General features: G+C 54.7%; 12 protein-coding genes and 1 pseudogene. 7 read left to right on the forward strand and 6 right to left on the reverse strand.

Features of this window, described 5'->3' with window-relative positions:
• Positions 1 to 45: 45 nt before the first annotated feature.
• Both GSP01_RS09615 and GSP01_RS09620 read right to left on the reverse strand, forming a co-directional pair.
• Positions 46 to 702: an arylsulfatase gene (locus tag GSP01_RS09615; RefSeq protein WP_141353028.1), complete on the reverse strand. Its 657-nt coding sequence runs from the start codon at positions 700 to 702 to the stop codon at positions 46 to 48.
• A 166-nt stretch (positions 703 to 868) separates the two neighbouring features.
• On the reverse strand, positions 869 to 1801 hold the full coding sequence (locus GSP01_RS09620) for an SMP-30/gluconolactonase/LRE family protein (RefSeq protein WP_228123778.1): 933 nt from the start codon (positions 1799 to 1801) through the stop codon (positions 869 to 871).
• Positions 1802 to 2101: 300 nt separating this feature from the next.
• On the opposite strand from GSP01_RS09620, the gene GSP01_RS09625 reads away from it, so the two are divergent.
• Positions 2102 to 3196, forward strand: coding sequence for a beta-propeller fold lactonase family protein (locus GSP01_RS09625; RefSeq protein WP_167495518.1), 1095 nt, complete (start codon positions 2102 to 2104; stop codon positions 3194 to 3196).
• Between the two features lie 41 nt (positions 3197 to 3237).
• A complete protein-coding gene (locus GSP01_RS09630) occupies positions 3238 to 4308 on the forward strand; it encodes a LacI family DNA-binding transcriptional regulator (protein WP_141353060.1) in 1071 nt (356 codons plus the stop codon).
• A 25-nt stretch (positions 4309 to 4333) separates the two neighbouring features.
• Here the strand turns inward: GSP01_RS09630 and GSP01_RS09635 are convergent, their stop codons facing one another.
• The gene (locus tag GSP01_RS09635; RefSeq protein ID WP_141353034.1) at positions 4334 to 5587 is read right to left on the reverse strand and encodes an alpha-hydroxy acid oxidase; all 1254 of its coding nucleotides are present in this window, start codon (positions 5585 to 5587) and stop codon (positions 4334 to 4336) included.
• Positions 5588 to 5939: 352 nt separating this feature from the next.
• Here GSP01_RS09635 and GSP01_RS09640 point away from each other — a divergent pair, with 352 nt between their 5' ends.
• Complete coding sequence (locus GSP01_RS09640) at positions 5940 to 7028, forward strand: lactonase family protein (RefSeq protein ID WP_167495519.1); 1089 nt, start codon at positions 5940 to 5942, stop codon at positions 7026 to 7028.
• Between the two features lie 36 nt (positions 7029 to 7064).
• Here the strand turns inward: GSP01_RS09640 and GSP01_RS09645 are convergent, their stop codons facing one another.
• On the reverse strand, positions 7065 to 8525 hold the full coding sequence (locus GSP01_RS09645) for a carbohydrate porin (protein WP_141353038.1): 1461 nt from the start codon (positions 8523 to 8525) through the stop codon (positions 7065 to 7067).
• Between the two features lie 19 nt (positions 8526 to 8544).
• The gene (locus GSP01_RS09650; RefSeq protein WP_141353040.1) at positions 8545 to 9240 is read right to left on the reverse strand and encodes a substrate-binding domain-containing protein; all 696 of its coding nucleotides are present in this window, start codon (positions 9238 to 9240) and stop codon (positions 8545 to 8547) included.
• 363 nt (positions 9241 to 9603) lie between these two features.
• Here GSP01_RS09650 and GSP01_RS09655 point away from each other — a divergent pair, with 363 nt between their 5' ends.
• From GSP01_RS09655 to GSP01_RS09670, 4 genes are read left to right on the forward strand one after another with little or no spacing between them, the layout of a single operon-like run.
• On the forward strand, positions 9604 to 10908 hold the full coding sequence (locus GSP01_RS09655) for an MFS transporter (RefSeq protein ID WP_141353042.1): 1305 nt from the start codon (positions 9604 to 9606) through the stop codon (positions 10906 to 10908).
• Positions 10905 to 12212: a cytochrome c gene (locus GSP01_RS09660; protein ID WP_141353044.1), complete on the forward strand. Its 1308-nt coding sequence runs from the start codon at positions 10905 to 10907 to the stop codon at positions 12210 to 12212. The genes GSP01_RS09655 and GSP01_RS09660 overlap by 4 nt, the downstream gene beginning before the upstream one ends.
• A gap of 35 nt (positions 12213 to 12247) precedes the next feature.
• Positions 12248 to 12793: a sugar dehydrogenase complex small subunit gene (locus GSP01_RS09665; RefSeq protein ID WP_141353046.1), complete on the forward strand. Its 546-nt coding sequence runs from the start codon at positions 12248 to 12250 to the stop codon at positions 12791 to 12793.
• On the forward strand, positions 12783 to 14414 hold the full coding sequence (locus GSP01_RS09670; RefSeq protein WP_141353048.1) for a GMC family oxidoreductase: 1632 nt from the start codon (positions 12783 to 12785) through the stop codon (positions 14412 to 14414). Before GSP01_RS09665 ends, GSP01_RS09670 begins: the two co-directional genes overlap by 11 nt.
• Before the next feature lie 134 nt (positions 14415 to 14548).
• On the opposite strand, the pseudogene GSP01_RS09675 reads toward GSP01_RS09670, so the two are convergent.
• Positions 14549 to 14849: pseudogene (locus GSP01_RS09675) on the reverse strand (integrase core domain-containing protein); the annotation flags it as partial.

Here is a 14849-nt window from a genome sequence, read left to right on the forward strand (position 1 = left end):
GCTAAAATCATCCACAATGACGCCGATCAGCATCGTTTTCGGCACTCAGGCATGCAGCAGCGAGCGCATCCGCTGAACGGCTGCTTCCGGAGCAGCCAGCACCGGAACATCAACAACAGCTTCCACGGCTTTAAGCGCCTGGGACGTCGAGAAATGGGCGAGCATGATCACATCACAATGCTTCAGACGCGGCGCGTATTCAGCAACGAGCCGGTTGTGTGTTTCAACATCACCACCTCTCAACGCCTCGATGGCATCGGGCACAATGATCGTTTCCAGCGTGGCCTCTGACGAGGCCTGTGCGCGGAAAGTCTCAAATTCCTTTTCCATAGTCACCACAGAAGGGGCGAATGTCGCCAACATGCCAATATGCATCCCTTTCTCCAGCGCTGCGCGGAACATGGCCTCATTGGGACGAAGCAACGGGATGGTCAGTTCGTTTTCCAGCAAGTCGATCGCCGGGCCAAATGCCGAACAGGTAACCAGCAGACCCTGTGCCTGCATGGACGCCCCATATTTCCCGAGCGTGACAAATCTCTGGGAGAGTTCCGGCGACAGATCGACGCTCTTCTTGCGATCAATCGTCAATCCGTCATCAAGGAGATTGACAATCTCCGCCTCAGGCCAGAGGCGACGAAATGCGTCCTGAATAGGCACCATCGCCACCGGGGTCGCATGAAGAAGGACAATACGCTGGCTCATTCCGTCATTCCTTGAAAGGCTGTCACGACAATACGAAAGTCGACATTAATGTAAGCGTTTTCATATACTGGCGCTTTTGGGCTTGCAAACTCATACCGAGCTTCTCACGAGAACGTAACTTTCTGGAAAAGAGGAATTACTCTCACAGGAAGCAACGCCCCGTCCCTTAGCTAATCTGTGGCACACCCTGCGTCGCGAGCGTCAGGCGGTATATGGAGGTATGGCACGCCATGAAAAGCTGGTTCCGGTGAACACCGCCGAAACACACATTTGGACAACGTTCAGGCAAGTCGATATGCCCGATCTTCTTGGCTTGCGGGCTGAATATTGCCACCCCGTCCAGCCCCTCGCCCGAACCCCAGCCACACCAGAGATTTCCGTTGATATCTGCACGGAGACCGTCCGCCGCCCCCTCGGCACAATCCAGAAAAACGCGCCTGTTGGAGACTGTACCGTTCATGGCAACATCATACGCCCATATTTGCCGATGAGGGGTATGACGGGAGGCGATCAGATACAGGATCTTTTCATCGGGAGAGAAGCAAAGACCGTTCGGTCCCGGCACATCATCGAGCACAGCCTCTGTCTTCCGTGTCCGCGGATCAATACGATAGACACGCGCAATCTGAACCGGTGACAGATCCCCTTCGGAAAAATTCGGCCCGAAAGCCGGATCGGTAAACCAAATGGCCCCATCAGTGGTGCAGACGATATCATTGGGAGAATTGAAAGGCTTGCCGTCGAAGCCGTCCGCAAGAACTGTAATATGACCATCGGCTTCCGTACGGGTGATGCGCCGGGTCGCACATTCGCAGGTCAGAAGCCGTCCCTGACGGTCCACCGTATTGCCATTCGAAAAATTCGATGGAGCCCGGAATACGGACGTTTCTCCCGTCGCCTCATCCCATTTCATGATACGATTACCCCTGATATCGCTGAACAGAAGAAGATTGGCTTCTCCCAGCCAAACCGGCCCTTCTGTCCACTCAAATCCGGTAGCGACCCGCTCTACAACAGACAGGTTGTTAACGCAGGCTTTGAACGCGGGGTCGAGGATCCTGATCGCGGGATCCGGCAAACGCAGAGATGGCTGCCACATGCTCGCATGAGCGGCATGCCACGATGAAAGATACGTAGCTGCTGCCGCCAAGGACGCAGAACCAAGAAACGATCGACGCTTCAATGTGATGCTCATCTCACCCCCGCAGAGTGTCTTTCAACATGAGTTGAAAGCGTTTACATAGACAACCCCTGTATGCCACTATTCATTTTGTTATTTTCTTATCACTTTGTTGTTATTTATGGATAATAAATCACAATGATATACTTCTCCTGCCAACACGCCAAACAGTCCCGAAAGCAGAAAACCCGATGCCTGACGTCTGCCGCAGGAGCTATTTTGGGCGTATTTCTCGCGCATGGTGTTCATGCAGCAGACCACTGGGCTATTTCGGCAAATGACGGCCATACAACGACCAGTGCGACCGGAAAAATGGTCACTGCCGCGACGATAATTCCGGATAGCCTTTCCCTGATCCGGTTCGAACATGGCATGCCAGTGCTGGGAAAAACTCTCGTCCTGCCCACCTCAGTTGAGGGCCCACCGACAACAGCCTGGATCGCCCCGACTTCAAACTGGGCCATCGTCACAGCCGGCTCACACGCAGGGTCGCATGCGGGAGATCCCGTCATTGAGGACGATATCGTATCGGTGGTAAGCATCGAGCATGCCGTCCCCCGCCTCGTCCAGACAATTCATGCAGGCTTGGGCGCCAGTCAGGTCAGCGTGTCACCCGACCAGAAATGGGTGCTCATCGGGAACCGCAAAAGCGGAACAGTCTCAGTCTTTGCGGTCGCGAACAGACAGCTACACCCTGTCCAGACCTTGAACACGGGCGCGGACAGCAACCCCGCCTCAGTCCTCTTCTTGCCGGATGGGCAGCATGCGGTCGTCGTGCTGCGCGGCTTTCATCAACTTGCCCTCCTCCACAGGGTCGGGGACAGTTTCACAATAGAAGAAAAACGCCTCGACCTGGGCCGTTCCCCCAATACAATGGACATCACCAAAGCGGGCCTCCTCGCCATAGGAGATCAGGACCCTGCACGTCCTGCGGTGCATCTGGTGCGATTGGAAAACGGAATACTGAACCTGCTCGGTACGATACCGGTCGCACCAGGCCCTGAACCTCTCCGGTTTTCTCCAGACGGACGCTACCTCGCGGTGGGAGCGGTCAATAACTCCAACAAAGATGCTGCGAGACACGGGTCTCTCACACTCTATCGTGTTGACGGAAGCGACCTGACGCCTGTTGCACATGAAAACGTTGGACGCTGGCCACAGGGCATCATATTTTCTCCGGATGGTCGTACGCTTCTCGTACAAAACACGACCGACAAGACAATGACTGTTCTGAAATGGGACGGTATAAGACTGCATCCGACCGACACTCTTGCCATGACATCCGGACCGGCAGCGGCCGCAACGTCATGGTAGAGCCCTCTGGTCCGGCGACGGAAACATAAACGTTGAGCAGCATGAACCCGGACCAGCCTTTGCCCAGAAAAAGCAGGAGTTCCAACATCGATCGCCGTACGCGTCTTCCGGTCGCACAGGATGTCGCCCGGCTCGCCGGCGTTTCCATCGCCACCGTATCGCGTGCCCTGAACGAGCCTGAAAAAGTGCGACCGGCCACACGTGAAGCCGTCATGAAAGCAGCTGCAGAACTCGGATTCGTACTAAACAGCGCTGCCCGCGCGCTCAGCACGCGACGCTCCTCGACAGTTGGCGTGATAGTCCCAAGCTATGGGAACGAGGTATTCGTACGAGCGCTCTCAAGTTTTCAACGGACGATGCGCGCCGCGAACTATCAGGTTCTGGCGGCCAGTTCGGAATACGATCTCGCGACAGAAATGCAGGAGGTTTCCTTTCTCTTGCAGCGCAGCGTTGATGGGCTGATGCTGGTCGGCGGCATTCATGACCCTGACCTCTATACACGTGCGGAACGCAGTCAGGTGCCAATCATCCAGAGCTTCAGCCTCTCGGATCGTCACTACTGTGTCGGCTTCGATAACAGAGAAGCCACGTTCCGCGCTGCAAACTACCTGCTTGACCTCGGACACAAGCGGGTTGCAGTCGTCACTGGCACCCGTGAGAACAACGACCGTGCCGGACCACGTGCCGAAGGCGTTCGTCTGGCCATGGCAGAGCGCGGACTGGAGCTGATCCCGGCGCACGACCTGACTGTCTCGTCAGGGATTGTGGCAGGGCGGGATGCATTCGGTCAGCTGATGGGCGGTCCGGAAGAGCAGCGCCCAACAGCTATCATCTGCGGCACGGACGAGATTGCACTCGGCATCATGAGCGAGGCATCAGAGAGAGGCGTCGATATACCCCGATCCCTTTCCGTGATCGGCTTCAACGATTCAAGCTTCTCCGCTGTTCTCTCCCCCCCTCTGACGACCATTCGCGTCGACGCTGACGAGATCGGAAAAATATCGGCCCTCGCCCTGCTCAATCTCATGAATGACAGAACAATGGTACAAATGACGCGGATTACACCAGAGCTCGTCCTGCGGGGCACCGTGGCGCCCCCGGCCAAGCTCTGAAAAACTGACTCAACGCAGATCCCATTCAGACCATGATGGCCCCTGCCCTCCTGACGAAGCTTTCGTCCAACTCTTCGACTGAATTGACGCCCAGCATCGCCATGTCGCGCAGGATTTCATCGCGCATGATCGTGTAAGCATGTTCTACGCCCCGCTGACCGTCATAGGCTGCTGCGAAAAGAAAAGGCCGCCCCATCAGCGTAAAATCAGCTCCCAACGCCAAAGCCTTCAGGACGTCAGAGCCGCGGCGAATACCGCCATCGATGATAACTTTCATCTCTCCCTTTCTCGATGCGACCTCTGGCAGAACACGCAGAGGGGCCATCGCGTGATCGAGCTGACGACCACCGTGGTTGGAAAGAATAATGCCATCCGCACCATGATCCCGCGCCATAAAAGCATCATGCGGCGAGATGATGCCCTTGATGACCAGCGGCCCTTTCCAGCGCTTGCGAATAAACGCGATATGCTCCCAGGTCAGCTTGTCCCGGGCAACGGTGTTACGCACTTTGCGTGACATCATCGGCGGACCACGATCCGCCTCCGTATTTTCAAAATGCGGCGCGCCATGTTTCAGGAACGTTCTGGCTACAGTCCCTAGAAGCCAACGTGGGTGGGTTGCGCTCTGCACCATCACCCTGGGTGTAATCCGGATCGGCATCGAGAACCCCGACCGGATATTATGTTCGCGATTACCGAGTATCGGCGTATCGACCGTAACGACGAGATTTCTGTAACCAGCGGCTTCAACCCGATCGAGCATACGCGCAATACGGTCGAAATCCCCCGCCAGATATCCCTGAAACCATGCGTCAGGATTGACGGCGATGACGTCCTCCAACCGGATCAATGAAGATGCGCTCAGAATCATAGGGATGTTGCATGACCGTGCCGCAGCCGCCAGAGCAAGATCCGCGCGATAGGCCACGAACGCCGCTCCGCCCAGCGGACCAATCGAAAATGGCGCAGAGTACGTTTTTCCGAACAGATTCGTCTGCGTCGAGCGAGCAGATGTATCGACCAGTGCACGCGGTGTAAAACCATAATCCTGATAGGCTTGGCGACCATTACGCATGGCACTTTCTGTTTCCACGCCGCCAGCCACATACTGATAAATCATACGCGGCAGGAACGGCTTGCAGTGCCGCTCAAAGTCATCCAGCGCCAAAATGTCCCGCAAACGAGCAGGCAAAACCCGAGAAGTTGCCTTGAACGCAGTAGGAAGAGAGGGAGCAATAGCCTGTGGAAGGCCATCAGTCGTCTTCATAATGTCACCCATTTACAGACATGCTCCTGCATTCAAAATAATTATGTAAACCCTTACATTGATCTTACGTCTCCCTCTTACCCACTTGCAAGAGAGGCGGAGCTTGTCCACGGATTGGCACCTGACCGCAGATACGGCATTCCCACCCCAAAGATATGGCATTAAACTATTGTTTTTGCATATTTTTTTATAATTATTCTTATTTTAAAGCGTAACTGTTCGCGTAGAATCACTCTTCAAGCATTCCAGAATCACGCAAAAATGAGCAATGTTTTACAGAGCAGCATTAGCGATCCCGAAAAATGCATGTAATCGTTTCCAAAATCTGTCACGGACTTCCATTTATCGCACGACAGGAGAGCCTATGCCTTCCGGATTTCTAGCCTATGTTGGCTGCTACACGACGGCGGAGCGACACGCGCATGGCGACGGCATCAACGTCTATCATGTGGACGAGACACTAACGACGTGGCGGCATCTTCAGAATATGCCGACACACGATAATCCCTCGTTTCTGTCACTTGATCGGAGCGGGCACTATCTCTGCGCCGTTCATGGAGATCGCAACCATATCTCGTCTTATGCCATTGATCCCCGTACCGGTCTGATCGAACACAGATCTGGCGTCGAATGCGGCGGACAGAATCCCGTACACCTCGCCTTCGATACCGCCAACCGCTTCATCGTCATCCCGAACTATGCAGATGGCACTCTCACATCCGTGTCTTTCGATGCAGCGACCGGCATACTCAGCACAGTCACCTCTTCCGAAACACTCCCCGGCGAGCGCGGCCCCCACCGACTTGAACAGCATTGCTCCCATCCTCATGGTGTAACGTTCGATCCGGCAGAACGCTTTGTGTACGTCCCGGATAAAGGTCTGGACCGTATTTTCGTGTTCAGGTTCCACGAAGGTCATTTGCAATGTGTTAGCAACGTGCCGACACGCGAAGGAGCAGGCCCCAGGCATATCGCCTTTCATCCCGCCAAGCCCTACGCCTATGTCATCAACGAACTTGACTGTACGGTAACGTACTATCGCCATAACCGGGAAACGGGTGAGCTAACCCCCCAACAGACTGTTCTGGCCCTTCCGGAGCACTACACCGGAAACGGCAGAGGAGCAGAAATCGCACTTTCTCCGGACGAAACCTCCGTCCTCGTTTCCCTTAGGGGTGCTGATATACTGAGTGTCCTTTCCATCGACGACGATACTGGAACGCTCTTGCTTACCCAATCGATCGACAGCGGAGGCAAAACGCCGCGTTTCTTTTCTGTTGTCGCATCCGCATCAACGATTCTGGTCGCACACGAAACCTCGGACACAATAGGGCGCGTCGCCCTGACGGCGCAGGGGCTGGACATCGCGGGTATTCAGCACTGCGTAAAAGTTGCCAGCCCGAGCTGCATTGTGCTCAAGCCAGCGCCGGACGAACCAGACCGCAACATCTGAAAACTGTTGCCTGCCACAGGCAAACAACACCCTTACCTAGAAAATCTGGACTGTCGATTTGAAGCCCAAAACATGTGCAGTCCGCAGGTTTTTTTGTCCGTTCGGGTTGAAGAAGATCTGGTAATCCGGGGCGATAGCGACGCCGCGGGTCACCTGAATCTGATAATTAACTTCGAAAACAGCGGCATTTTTCTGTACACCCGTTGCATGATTAGGCAGCAGCCGGGCGGCACCCTCATCAAGATAATTCGCCTCCGTAGCGCTCACGCCACCAGCAATTTTTTCGTACATACCGATGAAATTCAGAGCATCATGAGGACGCGAGCGGATAAACCCACGATTGATAAAACCGAAATAAGTCTCCCAGCGCCGCAGGGCGACACGTGGATCATTGAGAATAAATCCGCCAATCAGCGTGGTGCCCGAAGAAGCGGGCGCTCCCTGCGGTTGCCATATTTTCTGATCCGTTTCAAACCACGCGCTCCAGCTCCGGCTATGCTGCATGGCCTTTTTGCGCGTCACGCTCAGGGGTAGACCGTTGATATCGTAATAGTTGTCCGAGAGCGGAACAGTCAGGAGACGCGCACCAATCTTATAGTGCCCAGCAAGCTTGTGCTTTGCACCAAACTCGGGCTCCCACCCCAGTTCGATCGGTATGGACTGCCCCATGATGGCCGACCCACCACTGAATTTGAAGCCGCTCCGGTTATAGGCATTGGCGAACATGCTTTTCTCGGGGAAATAGACAGCCGCCTGAATGTAGGTGTAGCGCGAGGGGCGACCACGAACGCGGGTTCCCCAGACACCAGCAGGATAGCGACCAATATAGTCATTATCACTCACCGCACGGGGACGGCCGCACAGGCTGTTGTTGATGAAATTGCAGAACAAGGGCGAGTTGGAAAAATCTGACATTTCAGTCATACGGCCGCCCGCAATCGCCAACCGGCCACCAAAGAGATTTTCCTCGCCATAAGCCATGACCAGGTGAACAACGACATTGCCACCACCGCCATAGATTTCCGATGCGTGCCCCAACCAGTCACCGAACATCCGGTTAGCAGTCGTACCATACCGGCTCGTAAAAACCGCATGTGTCGCAAAACCCCGCAAGCCGATCAGCTTATCCCAGTTCATATGCAAAACCGTACTGATCTGCCCGGCATTGCTTGCTCCCTGGCGATAGTTTCTGAAGCCTGGCGTGGGCCTGGTGACGGCTCCCGTAAATTCATTGGTGTTGGATACCAGCAATGCAATGCCGTGCGCCCGCAGCCATGCCCGCACACCGAAAAAATCGGGCACAAACGCGGGAGGATTTTCAAACGGCGGCACCACCGGCCCGCTCAGCGGGGTCGCGGGAAGAGGCTTTGCGACCCGAACGCTGGCATCATAGGTCGGCTCGGCCTCCTGAATCGTCTGTGCATACGCGGAACCACAGGATAGGGCAGCAATACCGATCAGCAACGCTGCCGGACGCCTCACCAAACCAGAAGTCATGATTCTTGCTTCCCACGTTTCACTGGGGCTCAAGACCGGATTTCCTGAATCGCTCCGTGGACTTTGGCTGCCGCAGGAATGAGAGAAATGCCTCGACCTTTTCCCTCTGCGGACTGTCAACCAGAGGTGCTCCCGAGAAAAGCGTGACCTTCTGAATTTCTTCAGGGAACGTCCCTACAATCTCGGTCCCTTCTATCGCCAGGAGTTCACTGACCTGCTGCACCGCGATATCCGCCTCACCCGTTCGCAGCTTCTCCGCGGAAAATCCGCTAGGAATACGCGTCGCCCGGGCATTGACCGCTTCTGCAATGCCGAGCCGTTCAAGCAGGGGAGCAAAGTACACACCGCTCTGGCCGCCCAAGGAATAGGCAACAGAGCGGGCGTTCAGCAACGTGTTCTTGAAAGCCTTGACCGTTGCTATATCCGGATGCTCAGCTCCACTGGAAACACCGATACCGATTTTTGAGGCCACGAGCGGTATCAAAGCGTCAGACGCAACGATCCCCTCCCTCACGAGTCCTGCCAACGCATCATCTGTAACGATGACACCATCAGGCCTACTTCCCTTTTCGAGGGAGGCAAGAATAACTGTTGTAGGCGCCCATTCGATAACCGGCTCAAAGCCTGTTTTTTCCATAAAATCATGGAGAATTCCGTCATCGAACGCCCCTTTAACAACCAGGGCGACACTCAGCGAAAACTGTTCCCGTGACATAAGCGTTTATCTCCTGTGCGCAGATGAAAAATGTGAATCACGTCGGCCTTTTGAAAATTCCAGGCTGCTCGCCACTCAATGAAAACGCTTACACCCACTATTTTCTTTTGCGGTAAACACGTGTATGTTACGTTTATAACAATAAAATGGAATTTCCAGCTAAATATCTAAAATATGGTGCTATTTTTGTTTCCAGCGATCGCAGAAATCCTCTCATGCCTACATCCCTTCCCCTGATTCACGCTTTTGCGATTGTTAGAACAGCATTCATGTGATGTAAGCGCTTTCTAATATGGCGTTATGTGTTTTGGATTTCGACGCGAAACAGGCTGCTAAAATCAATGCCAGCCACTGAGGTGTATAGTGACAAAAGGCCGCTACAGACTTGTAATTGCCGCTCTACTTTTTGCTCTGGGAATGATCAATTATACTGATCGTGCCGCTGTCGGAATTCTAGCACCTCAAATACAGCGCGATCTACACATTACACCCTCACAGCTTGGTTGGGTGTTTAGTGCTTTCTTCTTCAGCTACGCGATATTCTCGTTTCTAGGTGGATACCTGTCTGACAAATTCGGACCAAAACGCACCTTTGGTGTTGCCGTCGTAAGTTGGTCGATTTTCTGCTCGCTGACAGGGGCCGTCGCAACCCTCGCCCCCCTCATCCTCGTACGTCTGTTCTTTGGTGCTTCTGAGGGGCCTATGAATTCCACCACGAACCGAACGGTCACGAACTGGTTTCCCAGAAAGGAAACGGCTCGCGCCCTAGGTTTCACGCTCTCGGGGCAGAATCTCGGAAGTGCGGTGGCTGCGCCACTGGTGATTTCTCTGGGTTATTTCTTTGGTTGGCGCCTGGCATTCGTCGCTCTCGGCGCCATCGGTGTTCTTTGGTGCGTTCTGTGGCTCAGATTTGCATCCGATCGCCCGGCGGAAAGCCGACATGTTACCCCCGAAGAACTGGCGCATATCACGTCTGACCGCTCGGAAGCCGTCCTCCCCAAAGGCAGTGCGCCCCTGAAGAATTATATTTTGCGGAGATCCACCTGGGGTCTGGCTCTGGGGCTGTTTGCCCTTCTTTACCCCCTCTATATTTTTGTCTCGTGGATGCCCAGTTACTTCACAAATGTCATGCACGTCACACCGACAGGCCTTTCCGTTGCAGCTGGCGTTCCATGGGTTGGTGGGTTTCTGGGATATTTTCTTGGTGGATTCATTTCTGACCTATTTTTCAAACGTAGCGAAAATGGTCTGAAAGCGCGCAAAACAACCACAATCGCGCCTCTTCTTCTGGCCACGGTCACACTCTCCGCCATCCCGAGCATTCAGTCTGTTAGTGCAGCAGTGATACTTTTCACCTTATCGCTCTTCGCACTGTCGATGGCGACCCAGTCGCTCTGGGCGATGATCCATGAAGTAACGCCGGTCATCTATATGGGGACCGTCGGCGGCTTCATCCATTTCCTGGCCAACATGTCCGGTGTCGTTGCTCCTGCACTGACCGGCTACGTCATCGAACATGCAGCCAGCGGATATGCATCCGCTTTCTGGATTGCTGCTGGCATCGGAGTTTGTGGGGCGCTGAGCATGCTGCTGCTGGTGCAGAACAAGAGAATTCCATCGCATGAGCACACCTCGTCCACCGCTCCTCTGACGACGGGACATCCATGATGCGAAAGACATCCTTCCCCCGCTCTACCAGAGCCACCCTCTACCTTGTGGCATACTCAGGTGTTGCCGCACTGATGGCCACTCTGCCCGATGCACGAGCGGAAGATGCAGGGCTGGTTGAAAAAGGGCGCTACATCGCGACCGCCGCTGACTGCTTTGCCTGCCATACTTCGCCTGGAGGCAAACCCTTTGCAGGCGGTTATCCGATCACGACACCGGTTGGGACAATCTATTCGACCAATATCACCCCTGCCCCCAGAACAGGCATTGGCAACTACACGAAGGCAGAGTTCTTCGATGCTGTGCGCCGAGGTGTCGGGCACGGCAACAAGCGCCTCTACCCGGCCATGCCCTATACATCCTACGCAGGCGTGACGGATAGCGACATGGAGGCACTTTACGCTTTCTTTAATTCGGCGGTTGCACCTGTCGAACAAGAAAACAAGCCCGATACCGTACGGTTCCCATTCAACATCCGCTCGGGGCTTGTGCTATGGAACTGGCTTTATCTTGATACACGTCCGTTCCAGGCGCAGCCGCGGGAAACGCCACAGATTACGCACGGCCGTTATCTGGTCAATCACCTCGAACATTGCGGCACATGCCACACACCGCGCACCATATTCATGGGACCGGCGAGTATGCGTTATCTGGCAGGCTCGTCTGTGGGCGCATGGTATGCCCCCAATATCACCACAGACAAGGTCGCCGGCATCGCCGATTGGACGGACGACGATCTCAGGAATTATCTAAAGACCGGCCATGCGCTGAACAAAGGTCAAGCGGCTGGCCCCATGGCGGAAGTCGTCACGAACAGCACCCAGTTTCTTACTTCCAATGACGTTAATGCCATGATTGCCTATCTGCGAGAGGTTCCAGCGGTCGCAAGCGACGAAAAACGTTCACGGACGTCTTACGGCACTGCAGATCGACCGGAAGACGCGGCACGCGGGCAGGCCAGTCCTGAAGACAGGGGCTGGAAAATTTTCAGCGGCTCCTGCGCATCCTGTCATCAGGCGGAAGGACAGGGCATCAACGCCTACCCCTCCCTGACGCACAACTCCACCACTGGAAGCCCCAATGCACGTAACCTCGTGGCAACCATCCTGACGGGCGTCGAACGGCGGAGCGGTGACAATTCGGTCTTCATGCCTGCCTTCGGATCCGGCGCACTTTGGGTCAATCGTCTTTCGGATCAGGATATCGCGGATCTCAGCAATTTCATTCTGAAGACCTTCGGCAACCCATCGGTCCAGGTCGACGCCAGTTATGTCGCGAAACAACGCGCGGCACTTACGCCATGATTCCATGCTCTTGCCCCCATGTGGAGCACTAAACCATGATCCCACACTCCATCGTTCCCACAGCTCTAAGTCAGGTGTCCAGACGCAGGTTTCTGCTTGGCGGCCTTGCGTTCGGAAGTATGGGTGCTCTTGCATCCCACGGGCTAACCAACACGCCCAAAGCCTCTGACGTAACGGACTTTCTCATACTTTCCGAGTTTCTAACGGGCAGGAAAAACCTGAACTTCACTCTGGCGCGGCGATATTATCTGGGCTTGCGTGATCAATTCCCTGACCTGCCGGACAGAATCACCAATCTGTCCAACGACATTCATGCCTCAGGGACCCAGACCATGGACGATTATCTGAGCCATGGGCCCACACCCGACGCCCGCAGTACCGCAACAACAATCGTCTCCGCATGGTATCTCGGCGTGGTCGGCGAGGATCCGAAAAAGAAGATGATCGCGTATTCCGACGCACTGATGTTCCAGGCTGTCGCAGGAGCTCTGGTCGTTCCCTCTTACGGCGCTGGCCCCCTCGCATGGGGCAGCCGCCCCGAACCCTACATGACGTTCAAGGAAGCGCCCGATGAGCACTGAAAATTTGCATGCAGACGTTGTGATTGTCGGTTCCGGTGTCTGCGGTGCCCTGATTGGTGCCCAACTGGCAAAAGCAGGCAAATCCGTCCTCATTCTCGAGGCCGGGCCGCGGGTAAAGCGTCGCGACATCGTCGAAACCTACCGTGACGCACCCGTCAAACTGTCTCTGGCAAACATGAAGCTGCAGGGCGCCGGATCACCGTTTCCGAGCCTTCCTCATGCGCCCTCCACCTATGGCGACTATCTGGAGCAGAAAGGACCGGTCAAATACAATACGAGCTATCTCCGCGTCGTCGGCGGTACGACATGGCATTTCGGCTCGGCCCTCTGGCGCCTCCTACCCAGCGAATTCAAGCTTAACTCGCTATATGGTCGCGGTCGAGACTGGCCGATCGGCTATGACGATCTCGAAAAATACTACGGCCTGGCTGAGATGGAGCTTGGCGTCAGCGGGACGGACGATCAAGACGAAAGCGGGGCCGGCGGCAGCCCCTCGCCTGCACGCGCGGCTCCTTACCCGATGAAACAGGTTCCTCTGACTTACATGTTCAGGACGCTGGCCGAAAAGCTGTCCGCGGGGGGATACAATCCCGTCTGGGAACCCCACGGACGGGCAACACGCCCCTATAATCAGAGGCCGGTCTGCGCGGGGAACAACAATTGCAACCCGGTCTGCCCTATTGGTGCCAAATATGATGGTTCTATGCATTGCGACATCGCCGAGAACCGAGGCGCCGTCATCATGCCAAACGCTGTCGTCTATAAACTTGAAGACGATGATACCGGACGCATTCAGGCCTTGTGGTTCAAACGTCCTGACGGTTCAGAACACAAGGTTACGGCCAAGGTTTTCGTTGTGGCCGCACATACGATTGAAACACCCAAGCTCCTTCTAATGTCCAAAACCCGACATTCTCCTAACGGAATTGCAAACAGTTCGGACATGGTCGGGCGAAACCTCATGGATACCACCGGTATCAGCGTTACGATGAAAACGCGCGACCCCGTATGGCCCGGCCAGGGACCGACAGAACTGCTGGTCTTCAATAAGCGCGAAGGCGATTTTCGCCGTAACGCTGCCCAGTACAAGATCAAGGTCCGCAATACGACACCGGTCTCGCAATATGCGGCCACCCTGCTGGAACAGGGCGTTCTCGGCACGGAACTCGACCGACGAATACAGGAGCTTTCCGCTCACACCCTTGCGTGGGCCGTAGACTTTGAAGTCCTCCCCGATCCCGCCAATCGTGTGACACTGAGCAAGACTAAATTCGATGCCCTTGGTCTGCCCGTCCCCTCACTCTATTACGATCTTAATGATTACTGGCATGCAGGCACTGAACTCGCCATGCAGGATCTCAACAGATTCTCGCAGCTTCTCGATGCGGAAATCACCAAAAAAAACATGAAATTCGAAAATCGCCAACATCCGTCGGGCACGACAATCATGGGCGACAATCCCAGGGATTCCGTCGTAAACCGCGACTGTCGCGCCCACGATCATCCCAATCTGTATATCGCGGGCACAAGCGTCATGTCCGCAAGCACCTGCATGAACCCAACCCTCACCGCTGCGGCGCTGTCCATACGGATTGCAGAAAGAATACAACGCGAAATCTAGGTCTCGTGGGCAAGGTGTATCCATTGGACTGATGAGACGAGATTGACAAAGCCAGGACATAATTCCTTGCCTTTGTCATATCGGGTAGAGATACGTCACCAATTCCTAATTTTATGAAAATTATCTCAACAATATTACACAGCCGATATTTTAACCCATGTCTTTAGTACTTTAATTTGATGGTTTGGATTGGTGATGAATTTTTCTGGCTCTGAAGTCCAGATTTTGTAGACGTATTCGTAAGGAGTGAGGCCGTTCAGGGTCTTGAGTCTTCGCCCGAAGTTATAGGCTGCCATGAAGTCATTGAAGCGTGTCCTTAACTACTCATGACTGTCGTAATGGAAGCGCTTGACGGTTGCTTCCCTGATCGTCCGGTTCATCCGTTCAACCTGGCCATTGCTCTAGAGATGGTTGGGTTTCGTCAGACGATGTTCG

The sequence above is a fragment of the Gluconobacter sphaericus NBRC 12467 genome (assembly GCF_006539125.1).
GTDB classification, from domain to species: Bacteria; Pseudomonadota; Alphaproteobacteria; order Acetobacterales; family Acetobacteraceae; genus Gluconobacter; species Gluconobacter sphaericus.

What these genes read in the sequence shown, in the direction of transcription:
- GSP01_RS09615 (WP_141353028.1), bottom strand. Translation starts at nt 702, where the DNA reads ATGAGCCAGCGTATTGTCCTTCTTCATGCGACCCCGGTGGCGATGGTG.
- GSP01_RS09620 (WP_228123778.1), bottom strand. Translation starts at nt 1,801, where the DNA reads ATGTGGCAGCCATCTCTGCGTTTGCCGGATCCCGCGATCAGGATCCTC.
- GSP01_RS09630 (WP_141353060.1), top strand. Translation starts at nt 3,238, where the DNA reads ATGAACCCGGACCAGCCTTTGCCCAGAAAAAGCAGGAGTTCCAACATC.
- GSP01_RS09635 (WP_141353034.1), bottom strand. Translation starts at nt 5,587, where the DNA reads ATGGGTGACATTATGAAGACGACTGATGGCCTTCCACAGGCTATTGCT.
- GSP01_RS09640 (WP_167495519.1), top strand. Translation starts at nt 5,940, where the DNA reads ATGCCTTCCGGATTTCTAGCCTATGTTGGCTGCTACACGACGGCGGAG.
- GSP01_RS09645 (WP_141353038.1), bottom strand. Translation starts at nt 8,525, where the DNA reads ATGACTTCTGGTTTGGTGAGGCGTCCGGCAGCGTTGCTGATCGGTATT.
- GSP01_RS09650 (WP_141353040.1), bottom strand. Translation starts at nt 9,240, where the DNA reads ATGTCACGGGAACAGTTTTCGCTGAGTGTCGCCCTGGTTGTTAAAGGG.
- GSP01_RS09660 (WP_141353044.1), top strand. Translation starts at nt 10,905, where the DNA reads ATGATGCGAAAGACATCCTTCCCCCGCTCTACCAGAGCCACCCTCTAC.
- GSP01_RS09665 (WP_141353046.1), top strand. Translation starts at nt 12,248, where the DNA reads ATGATCCCACACTCCATCGTTCCCACAGCTCTAAGTCAGGTGTCCAGA.
- GSP01_RS09670 (WP_141353048.1), top strand. Translation starts at nt 12,783, where the DNA reads ATGAGCACTGAAAATTTGCATGCAGACGTTGTGATTGTCGGTTCCGGT.